The sequence below is a fragment of the Photobacterium sp. S4TG1 genome, from assembly GCF_036040035.1.
Classification (GTDB): Bacteria; Pseudomonadota; Gammaproteobacteria; order Enterobacterales; family Vibrionaceae; genus Photobacterium.
Genome location: NZ_JAYXUH010000002.1, coordinates 305,501 through 318,514 on the forward strand (window position 1 = coordinate 305,501; position 13,014 = coordinate 318,514).

The window sequence follows — 13,014 nt, forward strand, 5'->3', positions numbered from 1 at the left end:
TACTGCTATAAATAAGCATTCGCACTGTGTGCAGGTACGGTTGTTGGGCGCCATGGATCGCCAGTGTGCTCAAGCCATGGGATTAATTCTTCAGTAATTAATTTGTCGATAAGCATTGGGTTGGTGGCTGCAATATTATCCATTTGGTATGGATCTACTTGGTTGTCGTGCAGCACATAAGTGAGTGGCTTACCAATTTTTCTATCAATCATTAACGTATAACGCTGCGAGCGAATGCCGCGACGTCCATATGATTGACCGCCATAAGGCATGAATGTATAAAATTGAGAGGTCGGTTTACTATCACCCTCAACGCCACGCAATGTATTGGCGAAGTTAGTGCCTTCAACGGTATCTGGGATCAAATCTTCCATTCCCATTAAACCAAGCATGGTTGGGTAAATATCTGGTGCTGAAAATAACAGATCATTTTGCTGTGGATTAAGCTTACCCGGCCAACGGAAAATCATTGGAATACGCATTGCTTCGTCATAATGAACATTTTTGGTTGGGTTACCATTTGAACCCATACAACAGCCGTGATCAGAGAAGAACACGACTAAGGTATCTTCAGTAAGATTGAGGCGATCTAACTCATCAATAATGCGTCCGAATTGCTCATCAACCCCATTGACCATCGCCATATATTCTTTGAAAAATTGTGGGCCATAACCTTCTTGGTAGGCTTTATCCCATTGCACATTAGGACGAGTATTTAATTGCTGAGATGTTTTTCCACTAAAGCGATCTAAATATTTTTGTGGAACCTGATCGTAAGGTGAATGAGGTGGATTCATGGAAACTACAAGCGTAAATGGTTGGTCTTGCTTACGGTATTGACCATTTTCATTACGTAGATATTTAATCGCGATATCAGCTTCGTGCTCTGGACTCCACTGATTAATCCGTAGCGGTTTATCGCGGGTTGTATCATTAGTCCAATACATTGGTGTCATGTGCTTATCATAGGTGCCATAGGCATACCAGAAATCAAAGCCATGACGACGATCAGGCGCTGTCCAATCATTCCAGTAACGTCCCTCAGCTGGATTATTGTAGCTAGGGATAAAAGGTGGCTGTGGTGCATCTAAGTGCCACTTGCCGATATAACCCATGCTATAGCCTTGTCTTTTAAGAACATCAGACCATGTTAATGTACTTTTTTTCAGTTCGATGCCGAAGTCTTTACCACCAAATTGGCCTTCAACGCCAGTGTGGCTATTGCCTTGTATCCCATTGCGATAAGGGTATTGTCCTGTCATTAACATGCCACGAAATGGCGTACAGAGTGGAAAGTTAGAAACGGCTTGACGCAATACCGCACTTTGACGAGCAAATTTATCAATATTGGGAGTCATTGATGGATCTTGCTGCATGAAACCTAATGCTTGAGCTCGAAACTCATCAGGAAAGATAATGACCAAATTTGGTTTTTTTAATGCTTTATTCGAGCTTGATTTAGGTGCAGTTGCAGCTTGGGTATAGCCGGCTGATAAGGTTGCAGCAACAGCCCCACTGGCTGCCATACCTTTCAGTAATCCTCTACGTGAGATAGACATCAACGAATCCTTATTAATTGTAAATATAAACGATTGGACCATGTAGCTTTGATTTGCTTCGTATCGTAAGTCAACGAAAGCATTGTGACTGTGTAATCGATCACATAAAAGCAAACGAAAGCAAAATAATGTAATCAGTTGTTTTATTGCAGTAAATATTATAGAGTTTTAGCTCTATTTTATAAATTGTAATGATGAAAGGTTGGTTTATTGACTTTCGTTCTATATGATAGAAAGACTTACGCAAGTTAGCATAAGTTCCAATGAAAGATATCGAAAGAATATGAAAGAGATCAAAAGTTTTGTCTTAGTGCATTGTGGCTTTATTTTTTAGGTGTAAGCTTATTTCGAAATCAAGTGAAAGTAATTTTGGTTGGTTTCACAAGGAGACAAAAGTGAAAAGTGCAATTGAAAGGCGAATGGAAATCGTCAACGTGGTGAATCTAGAAGGAAAAGCCCGTGTCGAGGATCTCGCTGAAAAATTTAATGTATCTAGTGTCACTATTCGCAGTGATCTGAGTTTCTTGGAAAAGAATGGTTATGTTGTGCGCTCTCATGGCGCAGCAATTCCTAACTCAGGTGTGATTGCTGAATTAACGATTCATGAAAAGCGTCGGCATAATGCGGGAGTGAAATCGCTTCTTGGCCAAGCTGCTGCCAAGCTTATTCATCATGGTGACACTGTGATTTTAGATTCAGGGACAACAACGCGTGAAATCGCAGCCAGCTTAAAAAGTATGGAAAATGTTGTTGTCATGACTAATGGTCTGGATGTGGCAATGGAGTTAGCTTCTGCACCCGGTGTTGAAGTATTAATGTCAGGTGGCGTACTTCGTAAAGAAGCGTTGTCTTTTTCGGGCTCACAAGCAGAAGCTGGCCTCAAAAACTTTCGTTTTGATAAAGTTTTTCTGGGGGTTGATGGTTTTGACTTGCGAGCAGGTATCACCACACACAGTGAACAAGAGGCAAGCCTCAACCGTTTAATGTGTGAGATTTCTGAACAAGTGATTGCGGTAGCTGATTCAACCAAATTTGGTAAACGTAGCTGTCACATGATTCGTGAATTTGGAAATATTGATATCTTAGTAACAGATGCAGGCATTCCTGAAGATTATTTAGCTGGTCTTCGTGAAATGAAAGTAGAAGTTATTATTGTCGAAAAAGAGCACTGACTGACTTAACTCCATGATCACATCACAGATGATGATTGTGGAGTTAATACATGAACACGCTACAAACTCTCGTTCAACGCCATAAAGCAGGCGGCAACAATGGTATTTATGCTGTTTGTTCTGCGCACCCGCTCGTTATTGAAGCGGCATTTTCCCAAGCGTTGGATGATAATTCAGTTTTATTAATCGAAGCGACGTCAAATCAAGTTGATCAATTTGGTGGTTACACTGGAATGACACCGATTGATTTTCGTCACTTTGTATTAGCTATGGCTGAACAATTCAATTTTCCTCTCGATAACCTTATTTTAGGTGGTGATCATTTAGGTCCTAACCGTTGGCAGCACTTAACCGCTGCTGAAGCGATGGTGAATGCTGATGATTTAATTGCTGCTTATGTTGCTGCTGGTTTTAAGAAAATCCATTTAGATTGCAGCATGTCTTGTGCTGATGATCCAATTCCTCTCTCTGATGAGATCGTTGCTGAACGTGCTGCACGTTTAGGGGCTGTCGCTGAAAAAACAGCGGTAGAATCTTTTGGTTGTAGCGATTTAGTGTATGTCATTGGTACTGAAGTTCCTGTACCTGGCGGCGCAGCTGAAACATTAAATACTGTTGAAGTTACCTCTCCGCAATCCGCAATGAAAACAATCGAAACTCATCAACGCGCATTTACTGAGGCCGGTATCGCTGATTGTTGGACGCGTGTGATTGGTTTAGTGGTACAACCTGGGGTTGAATTTGATCACACCGGTGTTATTGATTATTGCCCAGAGAAAGCGAATCAATTAAGTGGTGTGGTTGATAGTTTTCCCTACATGGTATTTGAAGCACATTCGACAGATTATCAAACCCATGCAGCTTATCGTCAATTAGTACAAGACCACTTTGCTATTTTAAAAGTGGGCCCAGCTTTAACTTTCGCTATGCGTGAAGCGCTATTTAATTTATGTGAAATTGAAGCCGAGATTATTCCTAAAGCACATTGTTCTAATTTACGTGAGTGCATCGAAGCACAAATGTGTGAAACGCCACAGCATTGGCAAAAATATTATCATGGTAATGAATCTGAACAACGTTTCTCACGTTGCTTTAGCTTTAGCGATCGTATGCGTTATTACTGGCCTGATAATGTTATTAATCAAGCGCAAGCAATCTTATTTAGGAATTTATCTCGAGTTGATATTCCGTTACCCCTTCTTAGTCAATATATGCCACAGCAATTTCAACATTTACGTGAAGGTTTAATTTCATCAGATCCTAAGGCATTGGTATTAGACACAATTCGTCAAGTTTTACGTGCTTACTCTCAAGCATGTACTGAAAAATTAATCGCAGAGGTTTAAATACATGGAACAATATTTAGGTTATTCAGCAGCTGAACTTCAGCGTTTTTCGGGGTATTGGACTGCGAAAGAAATCAACCAACAACCTGATTGTTGGGCGCAAACAGCGGCAATTACGCGTGAATGTGAACCACAAATTAAATGCTTTATGGATAAGGTTTATGGTTACTCTAATTTACGCATTGTTTTAACAGGGGCGGGTACGTCAGCATTTGCAGGTCGTTCTTTAGCTTTAGGCTTATCTCAGCGTTTACAACGTCGTGTTGAGGCTATTTCAACCACTGATATTGTGTCAAATCCTAGTCAGTGTTTTGCTGAAAATATTCCTACCTTATTAGTGTCATTTGCTCGCTCTGGCAATAGTCCTGAAAGTGTGGCTGCAGTTGAGCTTGCCAATCAAACATTAACCGAGTGTTTCCACTTAGTATTGACTTGTAATACTGATGGAAAGCTATACAAGTGTTGCAGTAATGATAAGCAATCACTTGCACTTCTTATGCCCGCTGAAACTAATGATCAATCTTTTGCCATGACATCAAGTTTTTCATCAATGATGCTGGCTGCTTTTTCGGTTTTAATGTATGGCAACGATTACACGAAAGATATCGAAAGCATTTGTAAGTGTTCTGTGGGGTTGATCAAAGATTTAAATACCAAAATAAAGGATACTGCTAGTCAAGAACTAGAGCGGGTTATTTATTTAGGAAGCGGTGGTTTACAAGGCTTAGCTCAAGAATCGGCATTGAAATTACTAGAGCTAACTTCAGGTAAAGTCGTTGCAACATACGATTCGCCGTTAGGGTTCCGCCATGGACCAAAATCTATTGTGAATCAAAATACGATGATTGTGGTGTTTATTAGTAACGACCCATATACCCGTAAATATGACTTGGATCTGTTAGCCGAACTTTGTCGCGATAATATTGCAGCTCGAGTGGTAGCGATTACAGCACAAGCCGATGAGATTGAAGCGAGCGCTGATGTTATTCGTGTACCTAACATGGAAACCGCGACAGATATTGAATTACTTTTCCCTTATATGCTGTATGCGCAAATGTACTCGTTCCACCGCGCACTTGCGTTAGGAAATACACCTGATAACCCATGTCCTACTGGCGAAGTTAACCGTGTAGTACAAGGAGTTACTATCCATTATTTATATGATTATTTGAAATAACTACGAAAGGTAGAACAATCATGACAACGCCAAACATTGTATGGACACGAATTGATGAACGTTTGTTACATGGTCAAATTCGTATTACTTGGGGTAAACATTCAGGCGCTAATCTTATTTTAGTGGCTAATGATGATGCAGCAGATGGCCCTAATGCGGCTTTTATGCAAGCAGGTATGAAAGCGTCAGCAGGGGGGGAATACGCAGTACGTTTCTTCTCAATCCAAAAAACAATTGACGTCATTAGTAAGGCTTCTCCGCAACAAAAGATTTTTATTTTATGTAATAACCCAACCGATGTCGCTCGTTTGGTCGAAGGTGGTGTGCCTATTACGCATTGTAATGTCGGTAATATGCATTATCACGAAGGTAAGCGTCAGATTAATAAGACAGTTTCTGTTGATGATAAAGATATTAATGCTTTTGAACGCATGGTCGCGAAAGGGGTAACTTGCACTATTCAAAATACACCTGATCAGAAACCAATTAATGTACTTGAACTGGCTACCAGCGCTGCTTAAATCGCGATAGTCAAACGCCAAACGTGTAAAAAGGAATAGATCATGTTTTTAGAAGCTGCGTTAGTAGCGGTGTGGGCATTTTTCTGCGGTATCGACAAATACGATGTTGCATTGAATATTCACCGTCCGCTTATTACAGGTCCTGTTGTGGGCTTGATCATGGGTGACATGCAAATTGGTTTGATTGCAGGTGCGACATTAGAACTTGCTTGGTTAGGTTTAGTGCCTAACGCTGGTGCTCAGCCACCAGATGTAACATTAGGTACGATTGCTGCGGTTGCTTTTGCAGTGATGACTGGTCAGTCAGCAGAAGTGGCAATGGGTGTTGGTATGCCGATTGCGGTATTGATGCAGATGTTGGTTATCGGCTTCTTTGCAATGACTTCATTCACTATGGGTAAAGCGGATCGTTATGCTGAACGTGGTGATTCCGCAGGTATCGATAAATTACTTATTACAACCATTTCATTACGTGCCTTGCTCTACGCGATGGTTGCCTTTGTCACGGTTTACTTTGGTGAGCATGCGGCGACTTGGATTGATGAAAATGCACCAAAAGCACTGCTAACAGGCTTAGGTATTGGTGCCAAGATGGTTCCTGCGATTGGTTTCGCTATGTTGTTGAAAATTATGTGGTCAAAAGAAGTGGCTGGTGTGTTCTTCATTGGCTTTGTCATGACAACGTACTTAAAACTACCAATTATGGCTGTCGCAATTATCGGCGCCTCAATTGCAGCACTGTATTACTTCTTTAGCGGATCAAACAACGGCGGTTCTAATAACAACAATCAACCTGGAGAATTTGAAGATGGCATCTGATATCACAGCGGGAACACTTCGCGATAAAAACACGGAACAACATGTCAATTTGGTTGATGATATCGATGCATATGAAGATACCACACCACGGAAAGTGATCACCAAGAAAGACCTTTGGATGTGTTCTATCCGCGGTTTATTCATGGAAGGTAATTTCAACTTTGAACGTATGCAGGCAGGGGGATTTGCTTACTCCATTATTCCAGCTCTGAAAAAAATCCATGGCGATAACAAAGCCGATTTAGCCAAAGCATTAAAGAACCACCTTCAGTTTTTCAATGCGTCACCTAAGCTGTTTACCTTCTTATTAGGTACAGCGATTGCGATGGAAGAGAACAAAGAAAAGCCATCAACCGTTAACGTAATGAAAGTGGCGGGAATGGGACCAACAGGTGGTATTGGTGATGCTATCGACCACATGACATTGATGCCATTAACGCTTGCATTAGGTGCATCAATTGCAATGGAAGGCTCTATTGCTGGTCCATTTGTGTTCTTCTTCTTGTACCAAATTGTTCACTTTGCGGTTTACTTTGGTTTGATGTTCATGGGTTACAAAGCGGGTACTGCCGCGATGGTTAACATGAGCGATTCAACTGAGAAGTTGGCAAAAGCTGCCAATATTATGGGTATCTTTGTTATTGGTGCGCTTTCCGCGACCTTTATCAAAGTGCAAACCACCCTCAGTCTCGAACTGGGGGGCAAGGTGGTGGATTTGCAAACCGCATTATTTGACAAAGTAATGCCAAATATTCTGCCACTAATGCTGGTGTTCTTTATGCTCAAAATGGTGAAAGGTACTGGATTCTGGGCTAAGCCGCCAGTATTGATTTTCAGCACATTAGCAGCCGGTGTTGTCGGTCACATGTTAGGTATTTTGTAATACCCCCCGTTTAGCAGTGATGAGAGTCATCATTAATAATATCAAGGGGGACGGTGTTCCCCTTATTTTCAAGGAAAGAATCATGATTGGTATCGTCGTTTCAGGTCATATTAACTTTGCATCAGGTATGGAATCAGCGGTTCGCGCTATTGCTGGTGAGCAAGAACAAATGACGTATGTGGATTTTGTTGAAACCATGTCTACCGATGAACTAGAACAGGCTTTACGTCAAGCCGCAGCCGATGTGGATAGTGGTGATGGGGTGTTATTTTTAACCGATATTCCTGGTGGTTCTCCGGCTAATCGCGCTTTAGCAATAGTAATGGATACCCCTAATGTTGAGCTTATTGGCGGTGCTAATTTACCTATGATTGCCAATGCTGCCTTTGAGCGTGATGATGCAGATCTAACCGATCTTGTTGATACGCTGCTTGATATTGGTATGTCATGCATGAAAGACATGCGTCGTGAGCTTAATAACATGATGACGCAATCAGCTGAACTTGAATGTGAAGACGGACTGTAATTATGCGTTTTGCACTTCATCCACAACGTATATTCACCCCCACAGGGATCCGTTATAACCACTATGTTGTAGTGAATAACGGTAAGGTTGAAAGCGTTACTGATAGTCGGCCTTTTGATTGCGAAGTGATTGAATTAGAAGGTCAAACATTAGTTCCTGGTTTTATTGATATTCATATTCATGGCCGTGCGGGCGCTGATGTTATGGATGCAACACCACAGGCTTTACAAACCATAGCTCAAGCATTACCTGCAACAGGCGTTGTGGCGTGGGTTGGAACTACAGTAACTGCACCTTGGTTAGACATAGTGTCTGCTTTACAACAAGTGCGACATTTCTGTGAACAACCACAACTATCAGGCGCAAAGTTATTAGGTAGCTTTCTTGAAGGACCTTACTTTACAGCAACACATCGAGGTTCACACCCAACTCAATATTTAACCGCGCCAACCATTGCAGCGTTAGCTGAATTAAAAGAAGTGGCGGCGGATTCATTACTACGTGTAGCCCTTGCGCCTGAATATGATGGTGCTAATGAAGCGATTCAATGGTTAACCGATAACGGCATTAAAACCTCGATTGCACATACTAATGCCAATTTTGAACAAGTGACCCAAGCGCATCAACATGGTGCTGATTGTGGGGTGCATTTATTTAATGGTATGAGTGGCTTACATCACCGTGAACCGGGTTGTGCAGGGGCAGTGCTTTATCACGATATGTTAGTTGAACTGATTGCTGATGGTATTCATGTTCACCCGGTGATGATGCAACTCGCTTATCGTATCAAAGGTTATCAAGGCATGGCATTAATTACTGACTGTATGCGTGCTGGTGGCCTTGATGATGGCAAGTACCAACTTGGCGCGCAGATGGTTAACGTGACTAATGGTGAAGCGCGTACTGATGATGGCTCTTTGGCAGGAAGCACGTGTAGTTTAGATCAAGCCATTCGCAATATGGTTATGTTAGCCAATGTTCCTGAGTGGGAAGCGATTCAGATGGCAACCGCTGTGCCTGCAAAATATTTAGGCATTGATCATCAATTAGGTGCGATAGCAACAGGCTACAACGCCAGCTTTGCTGTGCTTAATACGCAATTTGAAATTCAAGCAACGTTAATTGACGGTGAGTGGTATTACCCAACATCGCATCAATAGCAATAATTCGTCAGTATTTATGCCGTATTTTGATGGTATGGATACTGAATAATGTAATGATTTAAGAGGTTTTTCATGGAAATTCGTCAACCAATTCATAGTCAGCATGCCAAGCAATTAGATACTGCGGGTATTCGTGAGCAATTCTTAATTGAAAATATGTTTCAAGCTGGTGAAATTAATCTTACTTATAGCCATATCGATCGCATTATTGTGGGTGCGGCCGTGCCGACGACTGCGGCTATTGTGTTTGAAGGTGGTAAAGAGATTGGTGTTGATTACTTTTTACAACGTCGTGAATTAGGTGTGATTAATATCGGTGCGCCAGGATTAGTGATTGTTGATGGTGAGACTTTTGAAATTGGCTCACGCGAAGCTATTTATGTTGGTATGGGCGCACAAGATATTCGTTTTGAAAGTGTCGTTGCCGATAAACCTGCGCGTTTTTATTTAAATTGCGCACCTGCTCATCATAGCTACCCAACCCGTAAAATTACCCGTGAAGATGCATCACCAGAGCAAATTGGTAGCCAAGAAAACTGCAATGTTCGTACTATTTATAAGTATTTACACCCCTCTGTATTACCAACTTGCCAGCTATTAATGGGCATGACTGAACTGGCGCCGGGTAGTTTGTGGAACACTATGCCATGCCATACCCATGAGCGTCGTATGGAAGTGTATTTGTACTTCGATATGAATCAGGACAACATCGTTTTCCATTACATGGGTGAGCCTCAAGAAACACGTCATATCGTGGTGCGTAATGAGCAAGCAGTGATCAGTCCAAGCTGGTCAATTCACTCTGGTGTGGGTACGGCGTCTTATACCTTTATTTGGGGCATGGTAGGTGAGAACCAAACCTTCCACGATATGGATCACGTCGCGATGAGCGATCTTAAATAAGCCTTATTGTTCACTGTTAAGCGTTAATTTATTTAGCAAGTAGTGCTGGCTAGCGTTGGCGCTACTTTACAAGGATAGAACTCGATGAATATGTTTGATTTAAGCGGTAAAGTTGCGATTGTGACTGGTTGTAATACAGGTCTCGGTCAAGGTATGGCATTAGGACTTGCAAAAGCAGGGGCTGATATTGTGGGTATTGGTCATCAAGCAGCGCCTGAAACCCAAGCACAAATTGAAGCATTAGGACGTAAATTCCATTACATCACCGCCAACCTTATGCAGCAAGATAAGCTTGAAAGCATTGTTGCAGAAGCGGTAGAAGTGATGGGTCATGTTGATATTCTTATCAACAATGCTGGTATTATTCGTCGTCAAGATCTGCTTCAATTTTCTGAAAGTGATTGGGATGATGTGATTAACATTAACCAAAAAACACTATTTTTCTTATCACAAGCGGTCGCTAAACGTTTTGTTGAACAAGGCAATGGCGGCAAAATCATTAATATCGCTTCAATGTTATCTTTCCAAGGTGGCATTCGCGTCCCTTCATACACCGCAAGTAAATCTGCAGTTATGGGTCTAACCCGCGCATTAGCCACTGAACTCGCTGAATACAATATTAATGTCAATGCGATTGCTCCTGGTTATATGGCAACAGATAACACCGAAGCGCTTCGTGCCGATGCAGATCGCAACGCGGCAATTTTAGAGCGTATTCCTGCTAATCGTTGGGGATTACCGTCTGATTTAGAAGGCCCGGCAGTCTTTTTAGCATCAAGTGCGAGTGATTACATTAATGGTTACACCATCGCGGTAGATGGTGGTTGGTTAGCGCGCTAAGGAGAGCAGATCATGGCAGCATTAGGTTCAAAAGAAACGATTTTAACGGCAATGAAGCGTGTTTATCGTTACCAAGCACAAAACCAAACTCGCAGTGTGGTTCGTCGCAGCGGTAAAACTCGGTTTATTAAAGATACTGACTGGGAGCGGGGCGTATTTTGGTCATGTGTCTCTGCAGCATGGCTTGCAACAGATGATAATGAATACCTTGATGGGGTGATGAATTATACCCTTCATACTGGTTTTAGAACTGGACCTAATGATCGTTTTGCTGATGATCATATTTGCTGCCAAGCTTACCTTGATGTTTATCCATTAATTGACCAAGTTGAAGCGTTAGAGCCAACGATTAAAGCGTTAGATATTATGGTTGAGAGCCCACAGCCTGGTCGTAAAGATTGGTGGTGGTGTGATTCATTATTTATGGCACCGCCCGCATTTGCGGCATTAACTCAACGCACCGGTGATCCTAAATATCTTGATTATATGAATACCGCATTTTGGGATTCTGTAGAGCATCTACTCGATCCTGAAACAGGTTTATTCTATCGTGATTATCGTTATATTCCTGATGGTAATGGTGGTGAATTACGAGAAGCTAACGGTAATAAAGTTTTTTGGAGCCGTGGTATTGGCTGGGTATTAGCTGCCGTGCCTCGTTTACTTGCGCGTATGCCTGCCGATTATCCACATAGTGAAAAATATTTAGCTTTGTTTAGCTCGCTTGCTGCCGAAGTGATTAAGTATCAGCAAGCAGATGGTTTTTGGCGTACAAGTTTGCTTGATCCTGACAATTTTCCAGCACCAGAAAGCAGTGCTACCGCGCTGTTCTGTTACGGTTTAGCGTGGGGCATAAAACACGGTCATCTTGATGCTGAAACATATCTACCAGTGGTTGAAACGTCATGGACGGCATTACAAACCAGTATTCATGATAATGGCATGATTGGGTGGGTACAGTTACCTGCATTTAATCCGCGAGATGTCGCCTTTGAACATAATATTGATTACGGTGCTGGCGCATTTTTATTAGCCGCAACGGCAGTCGCTGAACTGGTCGAATAAATAATAATAACGTCAATCTAATTGGTTGAAAGCTAGGTTAGTTCAAGCCGATTTACATGCTAGATCGGCTTTTTTATTGTGCATAGCGGATTAGCTAAAAAACTCTAAATATAGATAAGGATATTGTATGAATAAGTTAGCCATCATAGCTGCTGCTGTGACTGCAAGTATGACAAGCTATCATGTTGTCGCTGAAGCAGTTACTCCAACGGCTGAACCCGTTGTTGCGGTATATAACATCAATCATGCCAAGGTTGCTCCTGTTATTGATGGTATCGCCCATGATGATGAATGGAAATCAGCTCAAGTATTAACTGATTTTACTTTTCCTTGGCGTGATACACCCGCACCTGCAACAGAATTTAAAGCAGTGTGGAATGCAGATTCATTTTATTTTCAATATACAGTAACGGATGAGAATGTTGCGATTGGGGCTGATCCAGAACGCGCTATTTTAGATTCCGATCGAGTAGAAATTTTCTTAGCTAAAGATGCTAACTTATCTCGTTATTACACCATGGAAATTGATCCTAAAGCACGCGTGTTTAGTGCAGAAGCAAGCTATGATATGACCAATCAAAAACGCGCATCGTTAGATAGTAATTGGACATGGAAAGGTCTAGAAACCAAAGCAAGCTTAACTGATAGCGGTTATGTTGTGGAAGGTAAATTACCTCTGCAAACATTGACTGATTTAGCACTGTGGCAGGATAAACAACAAACGCAATTATTGTGTGCTTTAATGCGAGCAGAGTTCACTCAGCAAGCGAATGGTAAGTTGGATATGGGGTGGATGACATGGATAGATCCTAAAACACCTAAACCTAACTTTCACAACCCGCAAACATTTGGTCATTGTCAGTTAGTGAAATAATAGCTATTAATTTATTATAGGTTATTAAAAAATAAGGTTTATGCCGATATTTATATCATATGGCATAGGCCTTTTTTGATTATAGGTATCTTTTTGTTTTTTTATCGTGATGTTTTCGAGGCGAATATAATGCAAATATTGGGATAAACAGTAAAGTCTGTGAGAT

Annotated in this window: 13 protein-coding genes; 12 read left to right on the forward strand and 1 reads right to left on the reverse strand. The window is 41.6% G+C overall.

The genetic code is table 11. The features are described from left to right. Positions 1-5: 5 nt before the first annotated feature. A complete protein-coding gene (locus tag VXS03_RS04955) occupies positions 6-1,559 on the reverse strand; it encodes a sulfatase family protein (protein WP_327762315.1) in 1,554 nt (517 codons plus the stop codon). Positions 1,560-1,954: 395 nt separating this feature from the next. Here VXS03_RS04955 and agaR point away from each other — a divergent pair, with 395 nt between their 5' ends. The 12 genes from agaR to VXS03_RS05015 all read left to right on the forward strand — a co-directional run bounded on the left by agaR (position 1,955) and on the right by VXS03_RS05015 (position 12,848). After that, positions 1,955-2,731 carry a transcriptional repressor AgaR gene (agaR, locus tag VXS03_RS04960; RefSeq protein ID WP_327762317.1) on the forward strand — a complete coding sequence of 259 codons (777 nt, stop codon included), beginning with the start codon at positions 1,955-1,957 and terminating at the stop codon, positions 2,729-2,731. A gap of 50 nt (positions 2,732-2,781) precedes the next feature. After that, positions 2,782-4,077: a tagatose-bisphosphate aldolase subunit KbaZ gene (gene kbaZ, locus VXS03_RS04965; protein ID WP_327762318.1), complete on the forward strand. Its 1,296-nt coding sequence runs from the start codon at positions 2,782-2,784 to the stop codon at positions 4,075-4,077. Positions 4,078-4,081: 4 nt separating this feature from the next. Then, entirely contained in the window at positions 4,082-5,254 is a 1,173-nt protein-coding gene (locus tag VXS03_RS04970; protein ID WP_327762320.1) for an SIS domain-containing protein, read from the forward strand. 20 nt (positions 5,255-5,274) lie between these two features. After that, positions 5,275-5,775: a PTS N-acetylgalactosamine transporter subunit IIB gene (gene agaV, locus VXS03_RS04975; protein WP_327762321.1), complete on the forward strand. Its 501-nt coding sequence runs from the start codon at positions 5,275-5,277 to the stop codon at positions 5,773-5,775. 42 nt (positions 5,776-5,817) lie between these two features. Further along, entirely contained in the window at positions 5,818-6,594 is a 777-nt protein-coding gene (gene agaW, locus VXS03_RS04980) for a PTS N-acetylgalactosamine transporter subunit IIC (RefSeq protein ID WP_327762322.1), read from the forward strand. Further along, on the forward strand, positions 6,584-7,477 hold the full coding sequence (locus VXS03_RS04985; protein ID WP_327762323.1) for a PTS system mannose/fructose/sorbose family transporter subunit IID: 894 nt from the start codon (positions 6,584-6,586) through the stop codon (positions 7,475-7,477). The genes agaW and VXS03_RS04985 overlap by 11 nt, the downstream gene beginning before the upstream one ends. 82 nt (positions 7,478-7,559) lie before the next feature. Then, positions 7,560-8,003, forward strand: coding sequence for a PTS galactosamine/N-acetylgalactosamine transporter subunit IIA (gene agaF, locus VXS03_RS04990; protein WP_080156402.1), 444 nt, complete (start codon positions 7,560-7,562; stop codon positions 8,001-8,003). Positions 8,004-8,005: 2 nt separating this feature from the next. Then, positions 8,006-9,163 carry an N-acetylglucosamine-6-phosphate deacetylase gene (gene nagA, locus VXS03_RS04995; RefSeq protein WP_327762325.1) on the forward strand — a complete coding sequence of 386 codons (1,158 nt, stop codon included), beginning with the start codon at positions 8,006-8,008 and terminating at the stop codon, positions 9,161-9,163. 75 nt (positions 9,164-9,238) lie between these two features. Then, positions 9,239-10,069 carry a 5-dehydro-4-deoxy-D-glucuronate isomerase gene (gene kduI / locus VXS03_RS05000; RefSeq protein WP_327762326.1) on the forward strand — a complete coding sequence of 277 codons (831 nt, stop codon included), beginning with the start codon at positions 9,239-9,241 and terminating at the stop codon, positions 10,067-10,069. 84 nt (positions 10,070-10,153) lie between these two features. After that, the gene (kduD, locus tag VXS03_RS05005) at positions 10,154-10,909 is read left to right on the forward strand and encodes a 2-dehydro-3-deoxy-D-gluconate 5-dehydrogenase KduD (RefSeq protein ID WP_080156399.1); all 756 of its coding nucleotides are present in this window, start codon (positions 10,154-10,156) and stop codon (positions 10,907-10,909) included. A gap of 12 nt (positions 10,910-10,921) precedes the next feature. After that, a complete protein-coding gene (locus tag VXS03_RS05010; RefSeq protein WP_327762327.1) occupies positions 10,922-11,974 on the forward strand; it encodes a glycoside hydrolase family 88/105 protein in 1,053 nt (350 codons plus the stop codon). 127 nt (positions 11,975-12,101) lie between these two features. Then, entirely contained in the window at positions 12,102-12,848 is a 747-nt protein-coding gene (locus VXS03_RS05015; protein ID WP_327762329.1) for a carbohydrate-binding family 9-like protein, read from the forward strand. Positions 12,849-13,014: the final 166 nt, after the last annotated feature.